General features: G+C 66.0%; 24 protein-coding genes and 1 tRNA gene. 10 read left to right on the top strand and 15 right to left on the bottom strand.

What is annotated here, in order from left to right; translation table 11 throughout:
- Positions 1-7: 7 nt before the first annotated feature.
- The 6 genes from J7I98_RS14120 to J7I98_RS14145 all read right to left on the bottom strand — a co-directional run bounded on the left by J7I98_RS14120 (position 8) and on the right by J7I98_RS14145 (position 3462).
- A complete protein-coding gene (locus J7I98_RS14120; RefSeq protein WP_214921003.1) occupies positions 8-538 on the bottom strand; it encodes a MaoC family dehydratase in 531 nt (176 codons plus the stop codon).
- Entirely contained in the window at positions 531-1466 is a 936-nt protein-coding gene (locus J7I98_RS14125; protein WP_214921004.1) for a CoA ester lyase, read from the bottom strand. The genes J7I98_RS14120 and J7I98_RS14125 overlap by 8 nt, the downstream gene beginning before the upstream one ends.
- A 152-nt stretch (positions 1467-1618) precedes the next feature.
- Positions 1619-2320, bottom strand: a complete 702-nt coding sequence (locus tag J7I98_RS14130) for a hypothetical protein (protein WP_214921005.1) — start codon at positions 2318-2320, stop codon at positions 1619-1621.
- The gene (locus tag J7I98_RS14135) at positions 2317-2514 is read right to left on the bottom strand and encodes a DUF5999 family protein (protein WP_214921105.1); all 198 of its coding nucleotides are present in this window, start codon (positions 2512-2514) and stop codon (positions 2317-2319) included. Before J7I98_RS14135 ends, J7I98_RS14130 begins: the two co-directional genes overlap by 4 nt.
- A gap of 132 nt (positions 2515-2646) precedes the next feature.
- Positions 2647-2880: a hypothetical protein gene (locus J7I98_RS14140; RefSeq protein ID WP_214921006.1), complete on the bottom strand. Its 234-nt coding sequence runs from the start codon at positions 2878-2880 to the stop codon at positions 2647-2649.
- Positions 2881-2883: 3 nt separating this feature from the next.
- A complete protein-coding gene (locus tag J7I98_RS14145; protein WP_308377751.1) occupies positions 2884-3462 on the bottom strand; it encodes an ATP-binding protein in 579 nt (192 codons plus the stop codon).
- Between the two features lie 290 nt (positions 3463-3752).
- On the opposite strand from J7I98_RS14145, the gene J7I98_RS14150 reads away from it, so the two are divergent.
- Positions 3753-4562: an SDR family NAD(P)-dependent oxidoreductase gene (locus J7I98_RS14150; RefSeq protein WP_214921008.1), complete on the top strand. Its 810-nt coding sequence runs from the start codon at positions 3753-3755 to the stop codon at positions 4560-4562.
- Positions 4563-4571: 9 nt separating this feature from the next.
- On the opposite strand, the gene J7I98_RS14155 is transcribed toward J7I98_RS14150, so the two are convergent.
- Positions 4572-5957, bottom strand: coding sequence for a hypothetical protein (locus J7I98_RS14155; protein WP_214921009.1), 1386 nt, complete (start codon positions 5955-5957; stop codon positions 4572-4574).
- A gap of 208 nt (positions 5958-6165) precedes the next feature.
- Between J7I98_RS14155 and J7I98_RS14160 the strand changes: the two genes are divergently transcribed.
- The 7 genes from J7I98_RS14160 to J7I98_RS14190 all read left to right on the top strand — a co-directional run bounded on the left by J7I98_RS14160 (position 6166) and on the right by J7I98_RS14190 (position 11898).
- Entirely contained in the window at positions 6166-7686 is a 1521-nt protein-coding gene (locus J7I98_RS14160) for a radical SAM protein (RefSeq protein WP_214921010.1), read from the top strand.
- Entirely contained in the window at positions 7670-8380 is a 711-nt protein-coding gene (locus tag J7I98_RS14165) for a hypothetical protein (protein ID WP_214921011.1), read from the top strand. Before J7I98_RS14160 ends, J7I98_RS14165 begins: the two co-directional genes overlap by 17 nt.
- Positions 8377-9201, top strand: coding sequence for a hypothetical protein (locus J7I98_RS14170; RefSeq protein WP_214921012.1), 825 nt, complete (start codon positions 8377-8379; stop codon positions 9199-9201). The genes J7I98_RS14165 and J7I98_RS14170 overlap by 4 nt, the downstream gene beginning before the upstream one ends.
- Positions 9194-10036: a PfkB family carbohydrate kinase gene (locus J7I98_RS14175; protein WP_308377753.1), complete on the top strand. Its 843-nt coding sequence runs from the start codon at positions 9194-9196 to the stop codon at positions 10034-10036. The genes J7I98_RS14170 and J7I98_RS14175 overlap by 8 nt, the downstream gene beginning before the upstream one ends.
- Positions 10037-10061: 25 nt before the next feature.
- Complete coding sequence (locus tag J7I98_RS14180; protein ID WP_214921013.1) at positions 10062-11015, top strand: nucleoside 2-deoxyribosyltransferase; 954 nt, start codon at positions 10062-10064, stop codon at positions 11013-11015.
- Positions 11012-11512: a hypothetical protein gene (locus tag J7I98_RS14185; RefSeq protein ID WP_214921014.1), complete on the top strand. Its 501-nt coding sequence runs from the start codon at positions 11012-11014 to the stop codon at positions 11510-11512. The genes J7I98_RS14180 and J7I98_RS14185 overlap by 4 nt, the downstream gene beginning before the upstream one ends.
- An 80-nt stretch (positions 11513-11592) precedes the next feature.
- On the top strand, positions 11593-11898 hold the full coding sequence (locus J7I98_RS14190; RefSeq protein WP_214921015.1) for a MazG-like family protein: 306 nt from the start codon (positions 11593-11595) through the stop codon (positions 11896-11898).
- Positions 11899-11998: 100 nt separating this feature from the next.
- Here J7I98_RS14190 and J7I98_RS14195 read toward each other — a convergent pair whose 3' ends face one another.
- A complete protein-coding gene (locus J7I98_RS14195) occupies positions 11999-12286 on the bottom strand; it encodes a hypothetical protein (protein WP_214921016.1) in 288 nt (95 codons plus the stop codon).
- A 92-nt stretch (positions 12287-12378) separates the two neighbouring features.
- Here J7I98_RS14195 and J7I98_RS14200 point away from each other — a divergent pair, with 92 nt between their 5' ends.
- Both J7I98_RS14200 and J7I98_RS14205 read left to right on the top strand, forming a co-directional pair.
- On the top strand, positions 12379-13038 hold the full coding sequence (locus J7I98_RS14200; RefSeq protein WP_214921017.1) for a helix-turn-helix domain-containing protein: 660 nt from the start codon (positions 12379-12381) through the stop codon (positions 13036-13038).
- Positions 13035-14648, top strand: a complete 1614-nt coding sequence (locus J7I98_RS14205) for a site-specific integrase (RefSeq protein ID WP_214921018.1) — start codon at positions 13035-13037, stop codon at positions 14646-14648. Before J7I98_RS14200 ends, J7I98_RS14205 begins: the two co-directional genes overlap by 4 nt.
- 187 nt (positions 14649-14835) lie before the next feature.
- Here J7I98_RS14205 and J7I98_RS42575 read toward each other — a convergent pair whose 3' ends face one another.
- From J7I98_RS42575 to J7I98_RS14240, 7 genes are all read right to left on the bottom strand, one after another.
- Positions 14836-15777: an HNH endonuclease gene (locus tag J7I98_RS42575; RefSeq protein WP_214921019.1), complete on the bottom strand. Its 942-nt coding sequence runs from the start codon at positions 15775-15777 to the stop codon at positions 14836-14838.
- A 222-nt stretch (positions 15778-15999) separates the two neighbouring features.
- Positions 16000-17547: an AAA family ATPase gene (locus J7I98_RS14215; protein WP_214921020.1), complete on the bottom strand. Its 1548-nt coding sequence runs from the start codon at positions 17545-17547 to the stop codon at positions 16000-16002.
- 69 nt (positions 17548-17616) lie between these two features.
- Complete coding sequence (locus J7I98_RS14220; RefSeq protein ID WP_308377754.1) at positions 17617-19191, bottom strand: class I SAM-dependent DNA methyltransferase; 1575 nt, start codon at positions 19189-19191, stop codon at positions 17617-17619.
- On the bottom strand, positions 19188-20603 hold the full coding sequence (locus tag J7I98_RS14225; RefSeq protein ID WP_214921021.1) for a restriction endonuclease subunit S: 1416 nt from the start codon (positions 20601-20603) through the stop codon (positions 19188-19190). Before J7I98_RS14225 ends, J7I98_RS14220 begins: the two co-directional genes overlap by 4 nt.
- Positions 20600-24190 carry a DEAD/DEAH box helicase family protein gene (locus J7I98_RS14230; RefSeq protein WP_308377755.1) on the bottom strand — a complete coding sequence of 1197 codons (3591 nt, stop codon included), beginning with the start codon at positions 24188-24190 and terminating at the stop codon, positions 20600-20602. The genes J7I98_RS14225 and J7I98_RS14230 overlap by 4 nt, the downstream gene beginning before the upstream one ends.
- 430 nt (positions 24191-24620) lie before the next feature.
- A tRNA-Thr gene (locus J7I98_RS14235) sits at positions 24621-24694 on the bottom strand.
- A gap of 97 nt (positions 24695-24791) precedes the next feature.
- The gene (locus J7I98_RS14240; protein WP_214921022.1) at positions 24792-26327 is read right to left on the bottom strand and encodes an alpha/beta hydrolase; all 1536 of its coding nucleotides are present in this window, start codon (positions 26325-26327) and stop codon (positions 24792-24794) included.
- Positions 26328-26464 lie beyond the last annotated feature (137 nt).

Here is a 26464-nt window from a genome sequence, read left to right on the forward strand (position 1 = left end):
CTCCTCTCTAGTAACCGGTGGTGTTGCGGAGGGTGCCAGGGTCCGCCGGGACGAAGAAGGTGCGGACACAGCTAAGGACCCGCTCGTCGCGCTGGTTGTGGCCCTCGATGCGGCAGGTGACGATGCCCTGGTCGGGTCGGCTGTTGGAGCGGCGGGCGGCCAGGATCGTGCTCTGGGCTCGCAGGGTGTCCCCAACGTGGACGGGGTTCTCGAACCGCACCTCGTCCAGGGCGAGGTTGCCGCTGGTCATGCCGCTGGTGGAACGGACCGTCATGCCGAGCACGACGTTGAGGGTGAGGATGCCGCAGACCAGCACCTGGTCGCGGCCGGTCCGCTGGCAGAACTCGATGTCCGAGTGGACGGGGGCTTCGTTGCCCATCAGGGCGAGGACCTGAACGTGCTCGGCTTCGGTCACGGTCCGGGCCGGGCGGTGCTCGATGGTCAGGCCCACGGTGAACTCGTCGAGGCCGAGCCCGACGACTTCGCGGACCCGGTTCTCATCGACCTTACGGAAACCAGGCGGGAGGGCATCACTCATGAGCGGACTCCTTGAGGAGGGGGGCGGCGGGTTTCTGGCCCGTTCGGGCGGTCAGGGCACGGGCGGCGGCGACGATCGGAGGGCCCACCATGGCGCCGTCGACCGTGGTGATCGCGCCGTCGGCGCCGTCGGCGGCGCTGATGACGGCGCGTGCCGAAGCCAGGTCGCGTTCGCTCGGTCGGAACGCCGCCTCGATTACCGGAAGCTGTGCGGGGTGGATGGCGACCTTGCCGACGAACCCCAGCTCCGCAGCCTCCTCGGCCTCCCGCCGCAGCCCGTCCAGGTCGTGCAGGCCGAAGTACGGGGAGTCGACCGCGGGCAGGCCGGCCGTGGCTGCCGCAGCGGTGAGCATCGCCCGTGGGTACCACATGGCCCTGCTGGTGATCTTGCATCCGGCCTCGGCCGCGTAGTCGGCCGCCCCGAACACCACCCCGGCGAGCTGCGGGGCACGCAGGATGCCGGTCAGGTTCTCAATTGCCCGCGGGGACTCGATCAGTGCCCATATCTGGGACGGCGTCGTGGATTCGCCCTTGATCCGCGAGACGAGTTCGACGTCGCGGGCGGACTCGACCTTCGGAACCAGCAGCACGGCTGGCCACAGGCGGTGCTCTGCCAGAGCGGTGAGGTCCTTCAACCCGTGGATCGTGTCCGGGGCGTTCACCCGCACTCCCACGATGGCCGACTTCATGTCCTCGGCCGCGCCGACGCGGCGCAGGAACTGGAGCACGCTCGTACGGGCCTCATCCTTGAGCGGGCGCGGCACCGAGTCCTCCAGGTCCAACAGGGCGACATCAGCACCCGAGTCGGCAGCCGTTGCGAACCGGCCGGGGGACACCCCGGGCGTGACGAGCCAGCTGCTGCGACCAAGGCCAGGGACGGCGAGCGATGGGGCGGCCGGGGAGGTTGGATCCGACGGCTTCTGCTGCATGGGAGTTCCCTTCACGCGGCGTCCCAGCAGCAGCGGCCGATCACTTCCGGTGCCGTTGGGGCGATAAGGAGTTGGGCGCGACGAGCCGAACGAATCGCATCGCGACACTGGGGCAGCAGCGACAGCGCGCTCGGCACTTCCGGTCTGCTGGGCTACGGACAACTACCGAGGCGGTCGGCGTGCCGGTCGGCATCAGCGAGTTCCGCCTGCAGGTCGACGATCGAGACTCCACTCAGTTCGCAGACGAGCTGCGACGCGAGGTACCAGCCCGCGAGGGGGTCTCCGTATCGAAGAGCGCGGCCTTCGTCGCCGTGAGGGAGCGCGATCAATCCCTTGCCGGGGTTCAGGGCGTAGTAGGTGCCGAACACCCCGTACAGCCGGGGCTGTCGGACTCGAATTGCGACATGGCCCGCGCGTCCGAGGTGGGCGCACTCACGGACCGACAGCCCGGCGTGCTTCAAGCAGACGGGAGGCTGCACGGTCAGCAGCCCCTCGGGCCAGGACGGCTCCGAGCTGCCGTTCGGCAGCGGCGAGGCCAGAAACAGGAAGCCCTTCTTCGTCCGGCTCGCTGGCCCCCTGCCTACCTGGCATCGCAGCCGCGACATCGTCTCGCGCTGCCGCAGCGGATGGACCTCTCTCCACCGCGGCTTTCCGGTCGGCTCGCCGTCAAGGAGGGACTGCGAGCACCGGGCCCAGAGCACGCCGCGCTCGTCGCGGTCTTCCGGCGTTTCGTCGAGGTAGCGCAAGCCCTTCATGTTCGGCAGCACGCCGAACTTCGACTCGAGTTCCCCTTCCTCTCCTTCTCGCGCCGTGATGTACGGGATGACGGTGGGCCGCACAGGCGAATGGCTCATCTTGCGACCTCCGAAACGGTGCCGGCGAGACGCTGCGGCCCGATGATCCGGCCGTCCGGCAGGATCTGCCCGGTGTCCTCGAAGAGGACGATGCAGTTAACACACCACCCCTGTTCCGGGTGGCCAGCAACCGAGCGAGCGGCCTGGCCATCCGGACAACGCGCGCCGGGACACTCCGGCTTGTGCTGGCACATCGTCAAGTCCTTCTTCTGCATGGCGCCCTCGCCGTCGGAGACGGGCTCAGGACCCCGGGGGGAGGTCCGGTGACAACGGCGAGGGCGCCGCTCTTGGTGGGTGATGAAGGTTCGTGGTGTCTCGGCGGACGACTAGTTCTCGTCGCGCTGAGCGCTGGCAGTACCGCTCAGCCGCTGGCCGTACCAGTGCGACTCATCGGGCGACGGGTCTCGGATGGGCCCCTCCGGGCGATGGCGGGACGTCGCGGCTATCTCTGCCTGCTCGTCGGCGCTCACCATGCGCACCCCAGCGAACAGACGGCGCTCCCAGGAGGACAGATCCCTGGCGCCCCTGGGCACCGGGCCGACTTCGTCTGTCTCATCCACGGCTCAGAGGCCCCTGACGCCGACGAGCACGCGGCCGAGCACGTTCGGGTCCACTCGTGCGGCCCTCGGCACCCCGGGCCCGGCCGTTAGAGGCCGGCCAGGGGAGCGCGCCGCTCTCTCGTCCTCACCAACTCGGCTCGCGGGGACGAGACCGCACTCGGCCCACACCACCTTGCCGGGCATACCCCGAACCGGATAGTGGCCCCAGCGCCTGCTCATCACTGCGACGATGAAGATGCCCCGGCCACCCGTCGCCTCGACACCGACCTCCTTCAAGACTGGCGGCCTCGTGTCGCGGTCCCAGACCGATACCCTGACGGCGTCACCGATGATCTCCAGCGAGATCTCGAAGGTCTGCACCGTGTTCCGCGTGGAGAACAGGGGGGCTTGTTCCTCGCCCTCCTTGGGGTGCCGCACGGCGTTGGTGGCCAGCTCCGAAACCAGGAGCTGCACCGTCTCGACGATGTCGGTGGGCACGCCCCAGCGGGAGAGGACGTCGGCGGTGTGCAGCCGTGCCAAGCCCACAGCGTTGGGCGTGTCGGCCAGCGTGAGTCTGTTACGCGGGTGTGGTGCCTGGGACACGGTGTGCCTCCCGAGTTGGGAGAGGAGCGCGGGGTGCGTTCGCTGGCTCTCGCTCGTTTCGTGATGGGGACCGCCTGACCCGGGTTCGGCGGTTGAGCAGTGGCAGACGGACATCCCGGGTTCGCGCCGTCTCCGGATCCGCAGAGCCGGTGCCGGCTGATTGCCGACTGCACGGTTATCCCCGGACCGGGTACGTCCATAAGAGAACCGCTCCGGCGTCCCGGTAAGAAGGGTGCACGGAGGATGTCTACGGCCACGCGGGTTGGCACGGTTGGTGAAGGGTTGTACGGATGACGGGCTCAGGGCAGGACCGCGGACAGCGAGCGGTGACGGGGCGATTCGTAGGCCGCCGCGTTGTGGTGACGGGCGGCTCCAGAGGGCTGGGCGAGCACGTCGTGCGCTTGCTTCTGTCGGAAGGAGCGCGCGTGGCGACGTGTGCCCGGAAGGCTGAGCCGCTGGAGGCGCTTCGCAGTTCGCTCGACTCGCCGGACGCTCTGTTCACCCAGTCTCTGGACGTCTCCGTGCCGGAGCTGCTGGAGCGGTTCGTGGAGGAGGCCGCATCAGCGCTGGACGGCCTGGACGGTGTCGTCGCATGTGCGGGCGGTGCGCGGGGTCGGGGAATCACCGAAGCATCTGCCGAGGACTGGTCGGCGACGTGGGAGATGAACGTCGGCCATGTGGCCCGGCTGGTCGCGACGAGCACCCCCTACCTGCGGGCGGCCGGTGGCGGATCGATCGTCGTGGTGGCCTCGGTCTCCGGTTGGAAGCCGGCGCCGCAGGCTCAGTACGGCGCGGCAAAGGCGGCCCAGATCCACATGGTTTCGTCGCTGGCGAGGGAGCTGGCCACGGACGGCATCCGCGTGAACGCGGTCTCGCCCGGGTCGATGCTCATCCCCGGAAAGCGGTGGGACCGGATGCGCCAGGAGGACACGCCGGCCTTCGACCGGTTCCGCGCAGAGTTCCCGGGCCGGGAGCTGGTGAAGCCGGAGGAGGTGGCGGACGTGATCGCCTTCCTGCTCTCGGACCAATCGCGAGGGGTGACTGGGGTCAACCTCCCCGTCGACAAGGGCCAGAACGCGCCGACCCCGGAAGGGTACTGACCGAGAGGATCAGGCCGCTGTACCGAGTATCGGCCGAGCCTTCCGTTCGAAGTCGCGAACGACCGCCTCGCCTCGGTGAGGAGCAAGACGTGCGCGGAAGTCGCGCAGGGCCTGAACGGACCGTTCGCTGTGAACTCCAGCGAGCAGGTCCACGGCATTGCTCGCGGTGCCGACTGCCTCGTCCAGCCTGTTCTGCTGGAGGAACGCCGTCGCGAGCACCGAGCGGCTGATGGCCTGGCGACGGCGGCGGTCGCTGTTCGCCTCGACGGACGCCATGGCGAGACGCTCAGCCTGAGCTGCCTCGCAGAGGTCGCGGTGGACCAGGGCGGCTTCAGCCTCCAGATAATGGTGGTCCAGGAAGCGAACCCACGGCGATTCCTCGGCGGGCCCCTGGCTGACGTCCAGTCTTTTGCCAGCCGCGAGCAGGGAGGCTGTGGCCTGACGAGAATCACCGAGGACGGCGTAACCGCGGGCGGCCATGGCGTGCAGGCGCATGAGCCCGAGAAGGCTGCCCGCCGACTTGGCGGTCGCAATTCCCGCCCGCGCCAGCGAGACCCCTTCGGCGGGGTTGCCGAGGCTGGTGGCGAGGTGGGACATGCCGGCCAGGATCTGCCCGCCGAGTACGCGGTCGCCGCCTTCGGCGCACAGCCTCAGCGCCTGGATCATGTAGCGCTCCGCGAGTCCGTAGTCGGCGGAGTCGTACGAGCACCAGCCAGCCATTGCGGCCAGCTTCGCGGCCGAGGTGTAGAGAAGTCGGCGCTGGTGCGTGGGCAGGTTGCGCTGCTGCAGCACGGGGGTGAGTTCGGTGCTCAGGTAGTGCACGATGCTCGCTCGGACTCCGCCGCCGCCGAAGCGGTTGTCCATCTCGTCGAACATCTCGATCATCGCCTGGACCTGCTCGACAGGCCCGCTGCCAGCGACTACGGCGAGCCGGGGGGCCTGTTCGTCCTCAAGGAGCCATAACAGCCACTGCCGTTGCGGGTCCAGGAGGGCAGTCGCGATGTACGGCACCGCGCCGAGGAGGCTGCGCCGCGAGATGTCGGTCGAGCCCAGCTCCGCGAGCGTGTGCAGTGTTTCACCCACGTCTTCACGGTACGTCAAGGCCCTTGCAACCACGGGCCTCTGGGGCTGCTCTGCAAAACCGATGTCAACGGGGGCGGCGGGACGGCCTAAGAAGCCGGCCAGGGCGGCAGCGATGAACTCCGGGGCGCGGCCTCGCGGGGTCATTCCCTGCAGCCATCGGGTCACCGACGCCTTGTCGTAGCGCGACACCTCGCCCTGCAGCGCGCCCAGTTCGTTGACCTTGCGGGCCAATGCGGCGTGCGAGCAACCGGCCTCCAGGAGCACAGCCGCGAACGCGGTGTTGGCCTCGCCGGTCCCCCTTGCACTGCCCATGCGTAGATGATGCCTTGCAGATCACCCTGTGTCCCAGCATTTCGACGCAGAGCCATGAAAGTGCAACCCACGTACAACCGAACAACCCCGCCGCCCCCTCCTCCAGAGCCCCGCCAGCACTGAGACTGAGAGGGCTGCGGGCCCACGGCCCTTCCCGGCGAGGACGCCGCTGGAACGCCGATGCCCTCAGCACCGGAGGGAGAACATCATGCAGCCAGTAGTGATCTTGGACTGCTTCACCGTCGAGCCGAGCGGTCTCGGCGTACCGCCCTACCTGTCGACCTACGTTCGGAACGCCTGGTCGGCGCTGCGGCGGGCAAGGCCGGAGGCGGACGTTCGGTACGTGACCATCGACGATGTCCGCTGGTGTCTGGCAGGCGGCAAGCCCACCGTCGAGCCGCCCCAGAGCGATCCGTTCACGTACTCGACCACCGTCAACCGGGACGCCGCCATTCAGCTTCTGCGGGATGCCGAGATCGTGGTCGTCATCGCCGGAGACGCGGTTCCGTCCGTCCATCTGCACGCTGTGAACGGGTCGTTCGAGGAGATCGCTCGCGCGCTCGCCTGCGCGCGAGGTCGCCGGTACCTGCTCGGACCGTTGTCCACCTACGCCCTGGCCGCTCCTGCGGAGTACGCAGGGCTGTTCGACGCCGTCCATACCCACACCGTGACATCCGGCGACCTTCTGCTCGGTAGCCATCGCCCGGCCGACTACGGGCAGATGCAGCGCGAGCGCGACTCGTTCAGCGGCCTCGTCGAGCAGATGCCCTGGCGTCCGATCGCCGAGCTGGAGCTGTACCGCGGCTGCACCCGGCGCAAGTTCTGCGGCTTCTGCAACGAACCAGCGAAGTCGCCCCTCGTCGCCTTCCGCGAGGTCGACGACGTCGTCGCCGAGGCTGCCCAGCTCTACGCGGCCGGTGTCCGGAACTTCCGACTCGGCCAGCAGACCTGCTTCTTCTCCTACCGCAATCGGGACGAGGACGCGATCCGCGCCCTGCTCGGCGGCATCCGAGAGCGCTGCCCCGAGCTGGAGGTGCTCCACATCGACAACGCGGACCCCCTCGCCGTGGCCGCGCCCGTCGGTTTGCGAATCGCGAAGCTGGTGGCGGACTACTGCACCGAAGGCAACTGCGCGCCGATGGGCATCGAGAGCTTCGACCCGGCAGTCATCGAGAGGAACACCCTCACCTGCAAGCCCGAGATCCTGATGCGCGCCGTCGAGCACGTGAACGAGGCCGGTGCCGCCCGTGGTCCTGGTGGTCTGCCGAAGCTCCTCCCGGGCCTGAACCTCATCTACGGTCTGCCCGGCGAGACCCACGGCACCCACGTAGCGAACCTCCGGGGCCTGGCCGAGATTCTCGATGCCGGCCTGCTGTGCCACCGCACGAACGTGCGCCTGGCGCGGGCTTTCCCCGGTACCCCGCTGGCCGCACTCGGCGAGCTGGAGCCGCTGCCCTCGGCGGAGCACTTCCCGTCGTGGAAGGCGGACATCGACTTCACCTGGGACCAGCCGATGAAGGAGCGGGTCTACCCGACCGGTCTGCGCGTGCCCGGCCTTCACTCCTACTTCATCGGCCAGGGCGGCACCTGGTGGCGACGGCTGGGCTCGTACTCCATCCAGATCGTCGAGCGTGACGCGGCGGCGCCGCTCGGCACTACCGGCGACCTGGCGGTCACCGGTCATGCACCGCGCATGATCTACGGAGAACGTGTTGCATCCGCTTCCTGACGGGACGCTCGCGACGCTGGCAGCCCTGGACGCGGCAGCGGACCGCACCGTCCGTGTAGGGCTACTGCTGCCCTGGGCCAACGTCGCTGTGGAGACCGAATTGACCCGCCTCGGCCTGCGCCACACGGTCTTCCACCACGCGCGGCTCGTCCCCGCGTCCAGGACGACGGCGATCGACGCCTCGTTCTGGCACGGACTGCGTGAAGCATCAGCGCAGGCGCTGGACTCGTTGTCCCACATTCCGCTAGACGCGGTGCTGCTGGCGTGCACGTCAGCGGGCTTCACCGACGGTCCGCCGCTGCCGAGCGGCATGTTCACCGCCTTCGACGCCCTTCGGCAGGCTCTCACCGAGGCAGCCGTGCCGCGAGTAGTACTGGTCACGCCCTACCCCTCCCCGGTGACCGAAGCGGAAGCTGCGGCGCTCGCCGAGGCCGGCATAGAGGTCCTGGCTCAGGCGAGCCTGGGCCTGGCCGACGGCTATCCCGAGGTCACCCCGAATCAGATCCTCGCCCTGGTGGGGCAGCTACCGCAGGACGCAGTCGGGTCTGCCGAAGCGGTGGTCCTGTCGTGCACCGGATGGCACACCCTGCCGGTGATCACTGAACTGGAGCACCGGTTCGGGAAGCCGGTGCTCTCGTCCAACCTCGCCATGGCACTTCTGGCCACCCGAGCCCGTGCTGGAGTCGGTTCATGACGATCGAACGTGTAAAGGCGAAGCCGCTTGAGGTCCGGCGTGTCCACCGGCTGGTCGCCCTCGCCGCTGGCCTGCCGGACGTGCAGGCCGAGGTGGAGGCCAATCACGACGAGAACCGGTGGTGGCCCACATCGATCAGCGATCCGCGGGTACGGATGCTCGCCGCTGGCTGGTCCACCCGCGTCTCCTATCGAATGGTGGAGACATACGCCCGAGTGATCACATCGGCGGAAGCCCGTGGCTTCGACAGCCTCGTTGCGGCCACTGACGCCGAACTGGCTGCGCTGGTACGTCCCATCGGTCTGCCGCAGACCCGGATCGACTATCTGCGCTCCCTCGCCGAGCTTCTCCTTGCCTGGGAGAAGGAGGGGACCGACCCGATTGCGGAGTCCGCCGACTGCGATGCCCTGGTCCTCGACTTCGCCGCGCGGGTGCGAGGTGCGTCCTACAAGGTCGCCCAGTGCGCACTGCTCACCGCCCGCGGGTATCACTGCGGCATCATCCCGGTGGATTCCGGCATGGTCACCAAGCTGGCACCCGCACTGGGCCTCGCCCTTCCGTCGGGGGCCGTGGCACACGAACGTATGCGGCACGTCCTTGAGGCGGCCGTGCACGCCCGCTCAGCCGAGTTCCGCTCGCTGGTCACCGACAACGAGTACCAGGTCACCATCCCCGAGGGGGTGGAGCCGACCTGGTGGGCGCACCTCGTCCTGATCTACTTCAAGCGCCTGTACCTCAACGGTCCCGCCCCACAGCTCTGCCGCCGGCGACCGGTCTGCTCGAAGGTCGTCGACTGCGCACACCGCACCCGCCGTGCTTGACCTCCTGGGGGAGACCGTGGAACGGCTCGACGTGATCGGCAACATCAGCCGGGACATGACCCGCTATCCCGACCACCGTGGTGGATCCCGGCTCGGCGGCGCGGCTCTGCTCCTGTCCTTGGCGGCGGCAAAGGCCGGCCGCCGGGCGGCCCCGGTCTGCGTTCTCGGAAGCGATCTCGCTCACCTTCCGGAGGCGCCGAGACTGGACATGCTCGACTGGTCGGCACGGATCCAGGTCGACGGCATGTCCACCACCTTCGACTTGGAGTACGACCTGCAAGGCGAGCTGGTGGTGGTAGGCACGGACTACGGCGTGGCCGAGGGCCTGACCGAGCATGCGCTCAGGCATGTGGACCAGCACCCGCGCGGCACCTACCACGTCTGCTGCCGCCGCCCGCTGGACGTGGCGGCAGTGCTCGGCCGACTCGCGGGGAACGCGACCGACTTCAGCGTGGACTTCTTCCTGCCGAGCGCGGAAGCGATGATCCGCGCTGCCGCCTGCTGGCTGCCGAAGGCGACCACCCTGTTCGTCAACGCTGCCGAGTACCGACTACTGGAGCAAGTGATCGACTGCGGCACGCTCCCGGAGGTGGTCGTCACCGATGGCCCCCGGGCCGTAGTGGTTCGCCGCTTCGGGCGTCAGGTCGCCTCCGCCGTTCCGCCGCCGCATCCTCCGCGCGAGGTCTCCGGCGCTGGAGACACCTTGGCCGGGACCTTTCTGGCCCATCGTTCGCAGGGCGCGACAACCGCCCAGGCGCTAGCAGAGGCGACAGCAGCCGCAGCCAGGTACGTCGCGGCCCCGTCCCTTCCGATCCCCGCGCCCCGACGCAACTGACCTACCGACTTGGGGGCCTCTCCCGGTGTCCGTCTACGTAGCCCACCGGCTCTTTGCCGCGCATGACCGTGCTCTCGCCGCCGACCTCGCCGATCGACTCGCCGCGAAGGTCGGTCCCGATCGCGTCTTCCTGCCGTTCTGCGACACCGACGAGGAGGACCTGGTCGCCGAGGTCAAGGGGCGACGCCTGTTCGAGCTGGACCGCGAACGCCTCGGCCGCCTCGACGCCATGGTTGCCATCCTGCACGGCCCGAGCCTCGACGACGGGGTCTGCATGGAGATCGGATACGCCGCTGCTTCTGGCGTCCCGGTCATCGTGCTCACCACCGACTTCCAGACCTACTCGCTGACCGAGGCCGGCCCTCGCCTCGAATTCCCCGACCCCCTCCTCCAGGCCGTGGCCACGCGCATCGTGCGCGTCACCAAGCTCGGACCACCGACTCTGCCGTCGACTCCGGCCCAGTCACGCTTCCCGGGCTTCCAAGCACGCAATATGGCCCAGACGAACACAGCACTCGACGCGACCGTCGACGCGCTGCTCGACCTCCCGGATCATGCTCCCCGCCTTGTGGGGTCGCCTGCGGTGATCGGTGCACCCATTTACGTCGAGGCGTCGCCGTACACGGCATGGGGCCGCGATCACCTGGCCAAAGCCTGTGTGGACGCCGGCCACACCGTGGTGGTGTCCCAGCGCTTCACGGCGCCGGACCCAGTGGCAGGGGCCCTGGCTGACCTGACCGCGGTGTGCTCGGCTGCCCGGCTGCTGGCCGACGTCTCCGGCCCGGAAACACCGCCGGGAACCGCCCTGCTCATCGGCGCGGCTGTGGCCAGCGGCGTACGAATCGCGGCCTTCCAGCCGCGCCCGACGTTCACCCACGCCCATGGCCGCGAGCCCAACTGGCGGAACCTCATGGTCCAGTACGCCGCCCACGCTCACCTCGACAACGGCGACGCCGTCCTGTCCTGGCTGGCCGCATGAACCTCGACGAGATCGCCGGCGAGTACCAGACCCTGGTCCTTGAAGGCTGCGACGGAGTCGGCAAGAGCACGCTCGGCGAACGCTTATCAACGGACCACGGCTTCGTCGTGGTGCACTCCCCGAAGACCCCCGACCACCTCGACCTGGCCAGCCGCTACAGGAACATCCTCGCCGGGACCGGACGGATCCTCTTCGACCGGTGCTTCATCAGCGAACTGGTCTACGGCCCCCTGCACCGGGGCCGTTCCCGGATCAACTGGAGCCAAGCGATCGACCTAGCCGAGAGCGTCATCGAGCGATCCGGCGTGCTCGTTCACCTGACCGCACCACCAGCCGTCATCCGCCAGCGGCTTCTCTTGCGCGACGGCGAGGCGGTCAGTCCGGAGGAGGTCTCTGCCCTGGTGACGGGGTACGAGAGGGTCTTCTCCACTCTCGCCGACTACACCCGCGTGCTCACCCTCGACACCACAACCCTAGAACTCCCTTCGGCAGGGTGACGGCCTGACGAAGCCAGCGCGCCAGCACACTGCTCCCGCTAGGCTTCGGGAGCACCTGCTGCACCGCCGCCGGAGGAGTCTTGGAGATCGGATCCGCCCAGAAGCTCGCCTGGGAAAACAAGAATCTCAAGGGGTTCAACACCAAGGACGTGGCCTTGGAGTTCGGCCTTCTCACCGCCGAGGTCGGCGAAGCCTTCACCGCCTGGCGCAAGGGTCTGCCCGACCTCGGGGAGGAGCTGGCCGACGTCTTCCTCTACCTGACGGCCCTGGCCGAGATGAATGGCGTGGACCTCGACTCCGAGGTCGCCCGGAAGATCGAGAAGAACACGCGACGTACGTACGAGCGCAACGAGCACGGGGCGCAGATCCGGACGAGCGACGCGTAGGCCTCCCACTGGTCTGCGACTCTCCGTGTGAGCCTCAACAGCGACGGGCCCCCGGCAGGTGCCGGGGGCCCGTCGTGTGCGCACCTATAGACGGCCACCTCTACGCGGCCAGGCTATGGCGCTCGCTTCTGCCATCGGCCTGGTCCCCATCACCCTGATGGCGCGCCAGCCCCAGCAATTTCAGCAGGTCGGCCGTCACCACTCGGTAGGCGTTTCCGAGCCGCAGAACCTTGACCGGGTACTCCCCCTGCTTGGCGAGTCCGTAGCCGGTGGATCGGCCGATCATCAGCGCCCGGTTCGAGGTGTCGAGGTCGATCACGGCGGGGAGGGCAAGCAGCTCGTCGCCCGTCAGCCCTCGCGCCTCACGGGACGAGTCAGATGCCGTCATGATGCCCTCCTAGGGACTTTCTGGTGTCGTGGTGCCGCCATAGACGTATCACGCAGTTGCGGCAGCGCCTTTTCCGCTCCTAAAGTGTCGCCATGACACCTGATCAATGGCCGACAGCGTTCACCGGTCGGATCGCCCAGCGCTTGCGGGACTCGCGCAAGGCCGCCAGCCTCACCATGGCCGAAGTCGCCCAGGGCTGCGCCGACCGCGGCTTGCCAGAGTTCACCGAGCACTCCATGAAGAACCTGGAATCCGGGCGCAAGACGAGCATCACCGTCGCGGACTTCGTCGTCCTGGCTGACGTCCTGGGCGTCCCGCCAGTGACTCTCCTCTTCCCGCTCGGTTCCTCAGCCACGGTCGAGGTCCTCCCGGGCCGGGAAGTGTCCACCTGGGACGCCATCGCGTGGTTCACCGGCGAGGCTCCCTTGGACGAGCCCGCCCCCGAAGGCACCGCCCGGGACGTCCTCGACCTCTTCCGGCACCACGGCAACCTGGTAGCTGGCGCGATGTCCTCCTACGCCCTGGCCAGGGAAAGGCGACGGGCGGCCAGCACCACCCTGGACCGGACCCGCAGAGCCACCCTCCTGCAGCGCGCCGAGGGCTACGAGGAGCACGCGTACGAGGACTGCCAGGAACTGCGCGCGTTCCGTGGCCGGATGCGTGACCGCGACCTGGCACCTCCGGCCCTGCCCCACGAGCTGGCCTTCGTCGACCAGCCGGAAACACCGACCCGCTCGGAGGACAGCGAGTGAAGAACGGCAATCTCATACGCCGGTGCCGCTGCACCGACCCGAAGACCAAGAAGGAGTACGGCACTTCCTGCCCCAAGCTCAAGTCCTCCCGACGACACGGCACCTGGACCGCCTCCCAGGAACTCGACCCCGCTCAGGACGGCCGCCGCAGGCGGTTCCGTCGCGGCGGCTTCGAGACCTCCACGAAGGCCCAGGAGGAGCTGGACAAGGTCCGTGCCCTCATGGCCATTCCCGAGGAGGACGACGCCTGGGGCAAAACCCAGATCAGCGACCTCCTGGAGAACTGCGTCAAGGACAAGGACCCGGTCCCGGACTACGACGAGACCCGCCGCCGTTTCAAGACAGGGCAGTCCCTGAACTCCAAGGTCACCGTGGCGGAGTGGCTCGACACCTGGCTGGCGGGACGCAAACGTTTGCGGCGCGGCGGGGCGGCTCGCTACGAGTGCGACATCCGCGTCCACCTGAAGCCGCATCTCGGCCACCTGCGCCTCGACAAGCTCCGCGTGCACCACATCGATTCGATGTTCGACGCGATCAACGAGCGCAACATCGAGATCCAGGAACAGAACGCCCAGCGGCGCGTGGTGCGCGACGACCTCAAGGCCACGCCGAACAAGGGTGCCGAGAACCGCGCCCGACGCCATTGGCTGCGGGCCCAGCTCGACGCGATGCCCCCCTTTCGGCGGATCACCGGCCTTAACACCCAGCCGCACATCCGTGACACCCTGCGCGCCGCGCTGAACGTCGCCATCGCCCAGCAGGTGATGCCCGCCTTCAATCCGGCCGCGCACGTCGAGCTGCTGCCGGGCACGAAGCCGAAGGCCCTCATCTGGAGCGACGAGCGCATCGCGCGCTGGAAGGAGACCGGCGAGAAGCCTTCGCCGGTCATGGTCTGGACCCCCGAGCAGACCGCTACGTTCCTCGACTTCGTCGAGCAGGACCGGCTGTACGTGCTCTGGCGGCTCATCGCCTTCCGGGGTACTCGACGTGGCGAAGGCTGCGGCATCCGGTGGGAAGATCACTCGGCCAAGGCGCGCTCCCTGGCCATCGCCACCCAGCTCGTCCAGGACGGCTGGGAGGTCCACGAGGGCGCTCCCAAGACCGACAGCGGCATCCGTCTGATCGCCCTCGACGAGGAGACCAACCAGGACCTCCTCGCCCACAAGGCCCGCCAGCAGCGGGAGCGGGAGGCGTGGGGCGAGGGCTGGCAGGACACCGGCCGGATCTTCACCCAGGAGGATGGCTCCCTTCTCCACCCCGGCAAGGTCAGCGACCTTTTCGAGCGTCTGGTGGAGTCCGCTGGCCTTCCTCCGATCCGGCTCCACGATCTTCGCCACGTCGCAGCGACGCTGATGCTCGCTGCCGGGGTTGATATCAAGGTGGTCTCCGAGACGCTCGGCCACTCGGACACCCGGATCACCCGGGATATCTACCAGTCGGTCCTGGACGATCTCGCCCGTGACGCCGCCGAGAAGGTCGTACAGCTCGTGCCGCACACCCGGAGGCCCCTGACGGCCGTCAGGGACGGAGAGCCAATGGTCTCGCCCCGCCGGCCCAGGATGACGCCGCCGCGCAAGAGCGACGAGGCCAAGGAAGAGCGCTCCGCCTGACTCAGGCGAGAAGGGGCCCCGGTTAACGGGAATCTAACCGGGGCTCCGGCATGTGACAGTTCGTATGTGATCCGGCGGAGCATCGGCTTCAGCGCACGCTTGGGTCGCCCCGCGCCAGCTCAAGGGCATTGGAGCGTCGACCGGAGCTCTGAGCGCGGGCCTGGAGCCGGAGGTTCCTTCCCGGCACCTACGCGCCGTGGGCTGGGTGGTGATCACCTGGCAGGGGCTGGCCACGGTACGGATCTCTCAGCTCTGCGAGCGAGGTCGTGGCGCCGTTGACGTTGATCGTCCAGAAAGTCCACCCGTCGATGTCCTCTCGCCCGGTGACTGCACGAGCGGCCGACGTTGGCGTGGACCAGACACGCGCGTTACAGCTGATTCGTCCATCAACGAGGACCTCAGCCTCGCGGAGGTCACCGTCATGTTCTGCGGTGAGCGTGAATCCGGGCTTGAGGACTCTGGCGGAGATCAGAAAACCCAGGTCGGTTAGATCTACTTCACGCCCTGGAGCAGGGGCAATTGGCCCTGGCTGGCTCGGGTACGAGACATGACGTATGAGTTCATCCGCGGCTTGAGGGTGCATACGAAGCGCTTCCAATGCCGCGGTGCTCCAGTCGGATCGGATCCCAATCTTACGTTCGATCATTTCCCGCGCCGTTGGCGCAGCTGTGGCAATCGTAAGGAGAGGAGCGAGGCCGCTGATGTTATCCATCGTGGTTTTCCTGTCCTCAACGAGGAGTTCTCGATTCAGATCAAGGATGCGTATCGTCTCGTCCGCACGGCACAGAAACCGGCTAACTTCAGCCGCGGATCGAGGCACTCCTGAACGTCGGCGAGCATAGCCCTCCATGTCGAAGCCGATCAGGCGCGCATCTCGGCCATCTGCTGGGTCAAGGAGGACTCGCTGCTCCTTGGCGTAGTCGGAGAGCTCTCCTGTGGCCCGAGTTGATTCGTCCAGCAGGGGGAAGTGGTTGCTCTTGGTACGCCGACCACTCTGTCCGTTGATCTGCGCACCGCCGCTGTTGCAGAAGCCGCACGCCAGGCGGTAGTTCGACGGAACGTAGGCGAGCCACCAGTAGCCGGGGCCGTCGACACCAATGATGGCGGACTTTGGCCGATAGTGGTCCACGTCAGGGTTGTTCCCGTGGATCGGAGTCTCGCAGTACCAACATTTGGGGCCCATGAGCTCGACTAGGGCTTGCCTGAGCCGTGGGTCAGTCCAGTGAGATGGAAAGTTGGGCTTCTTGCCTGAGGAGACCGCCTTGCGAACAGAGTCGGCTGTGTCCGCGATCTTTCTAGTCCACGCGGCGGGTACCACCAAGGAGCTCATGTCAACGTGTCGCATGCGCCCTCACAGTCCGCGTGAGAAGCGTTCGTTAAAGAGCAGACGAACCATCTCAGCAACTTCGTGCGGATCCGGAGGCGTATCGCTGCCGGCGACCTCGATTAGGTCGCGACGTCGGCGGGCCAATTCGGCCAGGAAGAGGGCGACTGTGTGGTCACGACGAGCTGTGGCGAAACCAAATCCCTCCAATGCAGATGTAATTCGCTCCAACTCTGCCCGGGCGTCCACGTCTTGCTCGGCTAGCGGCAGCAACTCGTACTGCCTGTCGATCAACTGCTGGGTCTGCTGGTTCAACTGTGTTTCAAGTCCATAGAGTTCGCTCGTCAGCAGGCCGCCGATGCCGTGGCCTCGTGGATCGGTCTCCGGCGTGTGCGCAGCAGTCCGGCCGACGGAGGCGCTTCGCACAATCCTGATCTGCTCTCGGGGCACATTGACCACAAGCGTGGGGTCGTGGGTGGCGGCGATGAAGTGCGACCGCTGCCCGTCATCGAGCATCTCTCGGACGGACTCATACCAACGCTGACTCCAGCCGGGATGGAAGTGGGCTGCTGGCTCGTCGAGAAGGAACAGAGACTCACCCCCGCGCTGCAGCCGGAGAAGCCCAAGCACTGTCAGTAGCTGCTGCTCTCCGGCGCTGAGATCGGCAGGGGACAAGACGGCCCCGCCCCGGGTGGATAGCTGGACATCCGCAGTCAGCATCCCCAGGGACTGAAGGCGCTCGAGCGCAGCAAACATGCTCAAGTCTGATTCGAAGAGACTGCAGAACGCATCGACATCTTGGCCAGCGATGGAGATCCGGAAGCTTGTGTAGCGTCCAGGGACGGCTCCATCAGGAACGGGACCGAACCTGCCTATCGAGGCGATGCGCTCAAAGAGCTCAGCCGTCGCGCCCGACAGGCCCCAATACGGAGGCCACTGCCTGTCTCGCAGGTGCCGTTGCGTCGCCCATCCTGGGCGCTGGATCACGAGTTCCGCACTGGCGATTCTCTGTACCCCCGCCGTCTCTGCGGCAAAGGGCCCGAACTTCTCCGCCCACTGAGGCACCAAGGCCAGGAGGATCAAGGGAAGTTGGTCGACACGCGACTGGACGAGCGGACGCAGCTGAAACCCCGCCGGGTTGTCCTCTGCGCGCAGAGTCTCAGCATCGCTCGCGACGTGCTGCTGGAACATTGAGTCCCAGCGGGAGGCGTAGATCGCCTGGTATCCAAAAAGATGGTCGGGAAGGTAGCGGGGCCAATCGGCCTTGCGAACCCGAAGCTCACGAGATCCATCGGAAGCCGTCACGGATGCGGCGCGCCCTCCCGCCGGCTGGGAGACCGTTACAACGCTCCCGCGGAGCTCGTAGCGGAGGCGGAAGGCGAAGTCTGTGTGCTTGCCGAGCCAGAGATTGCCAAAGATCTCCACGAGGGAGTGGAGGACTCGGGACTTACCCGCGCCGTTGCGTCCGATGAGTACGGTCACGGGATGCTGGGGCTCATGCAGTCCGTCGGTCAGGTTCAGCTCAAAGTCGCGGAGTCCCCGATAGTCCGGCAGGTCAAGCTCCAGTAGCTCCACACAACCCCCTCGGCCGCCGACCTGTCACCCCTTCACCACAGCACGTGATCGAACAAGGAGCGTAGCGGATCACTCGTTACTCACGCCGGGTTCTGTGACGGGTCCCCTAGGGCGGAGTGCCTCGGCCACCGAAGCGAACTCAGAGAGTGCAGCTTCGAGCTCGTCGACGATCTGGCGAGCGAGAGCATGTGGCTCCACGTTCAGATCCGTGACTTCGAGGCTGTTGTCCTTGAGATCTGCACCGAGGTCGAGGCTGACCTTGTCGCGACTCAGTAGTTCTTCAACCGGGTAGGGCTTAAAGGAGGGGGTTGCCCTCCGCTGGTCTCGCGGCTCGCCAGGCCGGTACGCCTTGACGAAGTCGTTCAGAGCGTGACGGTGAAGGGGGTTCTGCTTAAGGGTGAAGCGTTGGTTGGTCCGGAAGTCGTACACCCAGAGTGTTTTCGTGAGGGGCTTTCCGTCCTGGCGCGGAGGAGGCTTCTCAAAGAACAGGACGTTAGCCTTGACCCCGCCGGCGTAGAAGATTCCTGTCGGGAGGCGCAGCAGGGTATGAACATCGCATTGCTGCAGCAGGCGCCGACGAACGGTCTCCCCGACTCCGCCCTCGAACAGGACGTTGTCCGGGACGACAACCGCTGCTCGGCCGTATGTTTCGAGCAGGGTGTAGATGTGCTGAACAAAGTTCAGCTGCTTATTTGTTGTTGTTGCCCAGAAGTCACGGCGAGAGTAAGTAAGTTCCTTGCGCTCGAAATCGTCCTCTTCTTCGCTGATGATGGTGATGGAGGACTTCTTGCCGAAGGGGGGATTCGCGAGAACCAGCGAGGCGTGCTGTTTGGGCGGTTCAGCCAGGGCGTCGCCCACCGTGATGGGTGATGTCTTGGCACTCGACGGTGCGATGCCGTGTAGCACCATGTTCATTGCAGCAAGTCGAGCTGTCGCGTCAACGAGCTCATTGCCCAGGATCGCGCCCGAGGTGAGGCGGTCCTTCTCTTCCTGCGAGGCGTCTGCTGGAAGGTGGTGCTGGATGTACTCAAATGCCTTGAGGAGGAACCCGCCTGTGCCGCACGCCGGATCCATCACCGTGTCATGGATGGCCGGCTGGGTGCAGTCGACCATCGTTTCGATCAGGGCGCGCGGCGTGAAGTACTGGCCCGCTCCTGACTTGACGTCCTCGGCCCCCTTGGCGAGCAGCTCCTCGTAGGCGTCGCCCTTGACGTCAGTGTTGGTCCCAGCCCAGACCTCCTTACCGATGAGCTCTCGGATGAGTCGCTTGAGCTTCGCTGGGTCCTGGATCCGGTTCTGGGACTTCTTGAAGATCCGCCCGAGGACTCCTGGACGTCCTGCTAGTTCGGCGAGAATCTCCGTGTACCGGACTTCCAGCTCCACACCTTCAAGATCTAGCAGTTGCTGCCAAGCATCAAAGCCGAGGATGTCAATGGGCATGATTCGCCGGTGCATCTGTTCGTGTGCCATTTTCAGGAACACGAGGAAAGTGAGTTGCTCGATATAGTCCAGGGCGGAGACGCCGTCGTCGCGCAACACATTGCAGTACGACCACAGCTTGTTGACCAGTGTCCGGGCGTCGCTGGACGCCGGCACCAGCGGAGCCGACGATGATTGAGGCGTTGCCGCCTTAGACGCGGTCACAGCAAACTCTCCTGTACTGCATAGTGCGTGCTCAAGCTCGATCGGTTCCTCTGTCGGGGGCGCTTCGTCCCGAGATCGCGTCGTGCGCGGTGCAACAATTCCTCGGCCGGAGCATCGCTGGGATCCTGCTCGGTGAGCTGTCCCTTGAACGCTGCCGACAGCACGACGAGACGAAGATGATCAGCACGCTTCTGAGCCGTCTTGGCTGCCTCACTGAGGCGGAGTGCGTCCTGTCGCCACTGGATGATTTCCTCCACCAGTTCCACTTGCCTCTGCATCGGAGGAAGCGGGATGGGACAGCGACGTGCATCGGCGAGATTGAGGGTCTTGCGCGCCACCTCGTTAGAAGCTTGCTCGAGGTGCTGGCGGAAGGTGCCGCTCTGCAGGACAGTCAGCACCCATCGCGGATCAACACGATCTGCATCGAGAGGGAACACCCCAATGGCCCTGGCCACGTTGGCTCCCGCGAGGCGTTCGGTCGCGAGAGCTGCGCGACCGATTGTCCCCACCAGCGAGAGGAGCAGCTCCCCACCTGAAAGGGTGGTGCGCGGGTAACGTTGAGCCACATCCGTCTGGATACGCTTCAAACCGTCGTGATTGACGCGGCCGTCTACAAGATCTCCGACACGAACGAACGGCACCCCATCAACGGTGTCTGGACCTGGAACAAGGACCCCGTAGGCGGGCTTCCGCCCAGCAGTTACGAGCTGATCCAGAGCGGCAAAGGACCAGCCTGAGGGAAGCTCGTATCCCTCGATCTTATGCGCGGACTCTACGGAGAAGAGGGCGTCACTCGTCGCCACATCGACAGTGTCGGGAATAGACGTGGAGAGAGGCAGATCTCGTAGAGCGCGTTCCACGTTCAGACGCTCAAGGCGCTCCAGGATGCGCTGGCTCTTCCGAATTGATTCCGCACCAGAGTCCAGCAGTGAAAGATGCTCCTCAAGCGTGCTCACGATTCGCAGCTGCTCGTCCAGCGGAGGGAGCAGGATCGGGTACTCCGCGATCTGCTGCCACTTCACGCGTGGGCGATCTCCGGCATTGAGGCTGATAGCGAAACTAACGAAATCCGGTGCCAGCAGGCGGTACATCAGAAACCGTGGCGCGAGCCAAGGCTGCGGAGGCAAGGTGATGAATTCCCCTGAGCACAGCCCACTGTACGTGGCCTCGGTCACTTTGTTGAGGTACGGCCGGAGTCGGCCATAGAGCGTATAGCCTGGGCCGACCACGGGAGAGGCACTGGTGATGCTGCCGGACTCCGACAAGCCCGTCACACGCCCGGTGCCCGACTGGACGCCCTCCATGCCCAGATAGGGGCGCTCGTCACCGACAGCTGGCACCTGCCGCTCAGAGCTGGGCTGCGCAACCTCCCCGAGAGTGGTGAGTACCCATCCCGGCGGGACATCGGTCATGCGGTCAGTTCCCGATCCAGTCGTTCAAGAAGGTCCACGGCGCGATCATCACCGAAGGTGCGCAGGAATCCATCAATCCCACCGCGCTCGGTGAAGGGTACTCGCTCGAGATCCTCAGCATCGAACCGCACGCTGACCGCCATCGTGTCGACGATGCGCTCCAGCCACCACAGCTCATCAGGTGTGAACGTGACACCGGCCTGAGACTGGCGCGCGATGAAGTTCGCGAACCGATCCTCCACCACAGAGCGGTATGGGCGGAGCTCCCCATCCAGTCCCAGTTCGTAACGGATGATCGAGACCAAGTCGGGAGGGCCATGCATCGCCCCAGGTGCAGCTGTCGCCTTGCCTAGTTGCTCGTAGGCGCGCCACAGACGGGCGATGGTCCACTGGTGCGGGGGCCGGGCGATTCGCGAAGCCAGATCCTTCAACTGCCGGTACGCCTCGCGAGGCGTGATGTCCCGACCGGTGTCCCCTGTGAGAGCGATCTGGAGTGCCGCGATCTCGTCTCGGTGATCCCGGATGTACTGCTGCCAGTCGTTGACCACTGCCGGCGCGTTCTCCACATGTGCCGCAGAGATCAAAGTGTCCTGGCTGACTTCGTCGTAGACGATCCGCTGTTCGGTACGGATGTTGATCAGAAGTGATCGCAGTTCCCGATTTGACGCGAGTGGTGCAACGGCGTCTTGCACTGCCCAGTACACGGCATGGTCTGGGTCCTCACCCGCGGCTTCAGCTTCACCTCGCATGGCGACTACTCGGTCTACATCGACAGTTCGCATGATCTGGCCGGCGATGCTGTCCAGGCTCTTACCCTCGGCCAGGCGCGCAATTTCTTCCTGCTCGTCCTGTGTCAGTTTTCGGGAAAGCCGAGTGAGTCGAAGTGCAAGTTCTTCAGCTTCGTCCTCCGTGACCCCGTCTCCAGCAGTTTTCTCCAGGAGTTTGCGCAGCGCAAGGCGCTTGACGTCGCGCTCGTCGGTGATAGATCGAGTCTCGCGCTTGTGGGACTCGGTGACTCCGATGGCGTCGACGACGATGAAACGTGTCTTCTCTTCTACGTCCGGTGTCACGGCCCGGAGTTCATTGGAGTCGATTACGCGCGATCCCCGGCCGCGCATCTGCTCAAAGTAGGACCAGGACCGGATGTCTCGCAAGAAGAAGACGCACTCGATAGCTCGGACGTCAGTGCCTGTCGCGATCATGTCGACGGTGACAGCGATGCGCAGCTCGGGTGTATTCCTGAATTCCGACAGAAGCCTGTCCGGGGCCTTCGCCTTTCCGGTGATCTTCTTGCTGAAGTCATCACCCCTACCGAAGATAGTCCGGGTCATTTCCACGACTTCGTCAGCATGATTGTCATCCTTGGCGAAGATGAGGGTCTTCGGCACCATGGGGCTGCTATTAGGCCTGGACACTCGGTCCGGGAAGATGACGGATAGGTTGTCACGGAACGCCGAGAGCGCGACACGGAGCTGATCCGTGCTGATCACCTTGGATCCGATTTGCTGTCCTGTATACGTGAAATCGTCGTCTAGCTCTTCGTAGCGCGTACGCCGCGTGCGTCGATTCTTGATCGGCACGAACGTATCAACAGGGATTACTGAGCCTTGCTCTGCAATCTCTGTCCTAATCCGGTAGGTGAGGTAGTCGACGGCAACTCCGTCGGCTACGGCTTGCTCGTAGGTGTATTCGCTGACGAGACCCTCCTCGCCGCCGAAAAAGGCGAACGTCTGCGCGACGGGAGTGGCGGTGAGCCCAAGAAGGTGTGCGTCGAAGTATTCGAGAACGGAGCGCCACTTGCCGTAGATTGATCGATGGCACTCGTCGATGATGATCAAGTCAAAGGACTCTGGAGGGAGTCGCCGGTTGTAGGACACGCCAATCGGCCGGTCTCCATCCTCCCCCTTTTCCTCTGACTCAAAAGCGGAAGGTTCGGTATAGTCGCGTGCGTCGACGTTTTCCTGTCCGGACAGAATCCTGGAAAGCCGCTGGATCGTTGACACGACGACCTTTGACGACGCGAGCATTCCCGTACCGGTAAGCTGGTCAACGTTATACAGCTCGGTAAACTTTCGCCCGTCATCTGGGGTGGTGTAGTTCGAAAACTCTGATAGAGCTTGATTTCCCAGGTTATTGCGATCGACGAGGAAAAGGATCCGCTCAGCTTTGGCATATTTGAGTAGCCGATAACAGGCTGTGACGGCGGCGTAGGTCTTGCCAGCGCCAGTGGCCATTTGAATCAGCGAACGAGGACTGTTTCGGCGCAGTGCCGCTTCCAGCCCATTGACTGCGTCAAACTGCGCGGGGCGCAGTCGTCCGGATGCCACTTCAGCAGGGTCAAGCGCAGGTAGCCCCGATCGCAAGCGCGCACGATATGTGGGGGCTTCCCGATTGGCTTCCGCTTCACGCATCCAGCGAGCCACCGTTTCTGGCCGCGGGAAGCCAAAGATGCTACGCGTGCGGGAGTCGGGGTCTTGAGTATTGCGAAACAAAACCCGGTTACCGTCACTCACGTAGCGGTACGGCAGGGGAGTGCGCCAAGCTCGCATGGTCTGGGTGTTGGTCAGACCCTCTGCATAGCGGTCAGCCTGCCCCTGAGCGGCTGTGAGGTCGGCCCCCTCCTGCTTCGCCTCGACAACTCCGACGAGCTTGCGATCGACGTACAGCAAGTAGTCAGCACGTCCGGCAGCTGTGGTGACCTCCCGGACCGCAACACCTCGTGAAGCAAACAGGTCTTGCTGTCCCTTGGCGTCCTGAACCACCCAGCCGGCATCGTTGAGCATCTCGTCGATCCGCTCGCGGACCTTGACCTCGCTCAGCGGCTCTTGTGCGGCCAGTCGCGCACGGGAGACGAGTTTTTCGCGCTGCGTCGCGGTGGTTCGCTTAAGCGGCTTCCGCGCCTCAAATCCTGACTGGAGGAGCTCTAGGTCCGCGTCGAGCGCGCTGGCCTGCGAGACCAGCTTCGGCTGTATCTCAGTCGCCCGCCGCAATTCGATGGCAGCGGTCCGACGTGCTGTCTCCTCAGCGGCTGCACGGTCTCGCTCACGATCTGCAAACGACAGCCGAGCTTGTTCCAGGGCCCGCCGGGACCGCTCCACCGCTGCAAGAACCGTCGGCCCGACGGCGGACGGCGGCTGCGGAGGGATGAACGGGATCTGTTCCCTGTCACCTGTGCGAACGCGGAAGAACCAAACTCCGAGCTGGAAGCATGTGTGAACGGCCTGGAAGGCGGCATGCTCGATGTCGTCGTGCTCGGTGGCTGATGTGCCATCGAGACGTCGCAGGTTCTCGAACAGGCCACGGATCCGGGGGTCGAGCACACCAGCTCGAGTGAGGAGGTGGAGGCGGGCCGCCTGCTCTCCGCCGGGGAGGCTCACCCCAGCCAGGCGTGTGAGCTCTGTGGCGAGAACCTCGCCGAACTGAGTGGCCCTGCTGAGGGCTGCACGAGGGTCGGCGTACAGGTTTGCCTCGGCCCCGGCCCCGAACAGGACAAGCAACGGTTCGATTGGCTCCAAGAACCCGAAGTTCGCTGAGCTGGCAGCCAGGTCCTTGATACGCGCCTGCGTCTCGCCGCGCACCTGACCCACGTGACCCTCCGCATCTATTCCTTCGATATCCGTAAGCTACCTGGCTCTGCTCGTTTCCTGCCACCTGTCTCGGTAGGGGGATCCTCTGACCGCCGTCCTCGTCGAGATGCACGACGAATGGATCGCCTTCCCCCGCCGCTACCTCCCCGAAGGGAGCATGGACAAGATCTATCCGCCTGAAGATCAACCCGAGACGGTTACACCCGTTACTCGGCGACGACTTGTAGGGATGGAACAACGACCGCGCGGCCGCCTGCACGTACCCAGTGGCGCTCTTGGCCACCGCCGCTGCACGCCCCTTGCACGTTTGGCCACCGGTCGGCCACCGGCGGCCTCAGCGAGGGTTCTCGGGCTGGGCCGTCACTGCGACATAAGGCAAAGGGCAAGAAAAAACCCCAGGTCACGGCGAGTGAGTCCTGGGGTTAATCCGAGCCGCCTTCGGGATTCGAACCCGAGACCTACGCATTACGAGTGCGTTGCTCTGGCCAACTGAGCTAAGGCGGCGCCGCTGCCGAACCATGGTGCGATCAGCAGCGCGCCCAAGTCTACACAGTTTCCGAGGGTGCTCCGAACATGCCCGCGCTACCCGCCTTTCCGCAGGTCAGGGGCACTTCTTGCCGTCTTCGGGGGCCGTGCCCTCCAGCAGGTAGTTGTTGATCGCCGTGTCGATGCAGTCGCTGCCCCGGCCGTACGCCGTGTGGCCGTCGCCGTCGTACGTCAGGAGCGTGCCCGAGGCCAGCTGGTCGGCCAGGGACTGGGCCCACTTGTACGGGGTCGCCGGGTCGCGCGTGGTGCCGACCACGACGATCGGGGCCGCGCCCTTCGCCTCGATGCGGTGTGGGGTGCCGGTGGGCTTCGTGGGCCAGTAGCTGCAGTTCAGGGAGGCCCAGGCGAGGCCCTCGCCGAAGACCGGGGATGCCTCTTCGAAGGAGGGGACCGCGGCGCTTGCGGCGTCGGGGCCGGTGAAGGCCGGGGGGACGTCCAGGCAGTTCACGGCGGCGTTGGCGGACATCAGGTTCGTGTACGAGCCGTCTTCGGAGCGCTCGTAGTAGGTGTCGGCCAGGGCGAGCAGGCTCGCGCCGTCGCCGCCCATGGCACGGGTGAGGCTGTCGCGCAGCTCGGTCCAGGCCGACTGGTCGTACATCGCGGCAATCACGCCCGTGGCCGCGAGGGATTCGCCGAGGGGGCGGCTCTGGCCGGTCGGGACGGGCTTGGCGTCGAGTTCGTCGAAGAACACCTTCAGGCGCTCGCCCGCTTCGTCGGTCGTATCGGTGCCCAGCGGGCAGTCCTTGCGCTCGACGCAGTCCGTGGCGAAGGACTGGAAGGCGGTTTCGAAGCCGGCCGTCTGGTCGCGGTTCATCTCACGCGCGGGGAGAGCCGGGTCCATCGCGCCGTCGAGTACGAGACGGCCGGTGCGGCCGGGGAAGAGTTCGGCGTACGTCGCGCCGAGGAAGGTGCCGTACGAGGCGCCGACGTAACTCAGCTTCTCGTCGCCCAGTACGGCGCGCACGACATCCATGTCGCGCGCCGATTCCACGGTGGAGACGTGCGGCAGGATCTCGGCCGAGCGCTTCTCGCAGCCGGCCACGAAGCTCTTGAAGGCTGCGACCAGCTTGTCCGTCTCGGGCCGGTCGTCGGGGGTCTGGTCGACCTGCGTGTACGTGTCCATCTCCTTGCCCGTCAGGCATGCGACGGGCTCGCTGCGGGCCACGCCGCGCGGGTCGACGGCCACCATGTCGTACCGGGCGCGGACCGGCGCGGGGTAGCCGATGGCCGCGTACGACTGGAGGTAGCCGATCCCCGAGCCGCCGGGGCCGCCCGGGTTCACCAGGAGGGAGCCGAGGCGCTTGCCGGGGCCGGTGGCCTTCTTGCGGGAGACGGCCAGCTCGATGTCGGCCTTCTCCGGCTCCTCGTAGTCGAGCGGAGCCTTCACCGTGGCGCACTGGAAACCGGGGACGCCGCACTCACGCCAGTTCAGCTTTTGCTCGTAGTACGACTTGAGGGCGGCCGGGACCGATTCGGGCGGTGCGGGTGCCGAGGCACTGGGCGACGAACCCCCCGACGAACAACCGGAGATGAGCAGACCCGCAGTCGCGAGGGCGATGGCGGAGAGCCGGATCAGGTGCCTGGTGTCCATCCTCGGAGCGTAGTGCGGCGATGACGGATCGTGCGTACACCTGCTCGTACGAGTGAGCCGGTCAGCAGTCCGGCCGGTCAGCAGCTCAGCGCGGTCAACCCCGTCACCAGTGCAGCGCGGTCAACCCCGGTCACCAG

The organism is Streptomyces sp. ISL-98 (assembly GCF_018614055.1).
Lineage (GTDB): Bacteria > Actinomycetota > Actinomycetes > Streptomycetales > Streptomycetaceae > Streptomyces > Streptomyces spiramyceticus.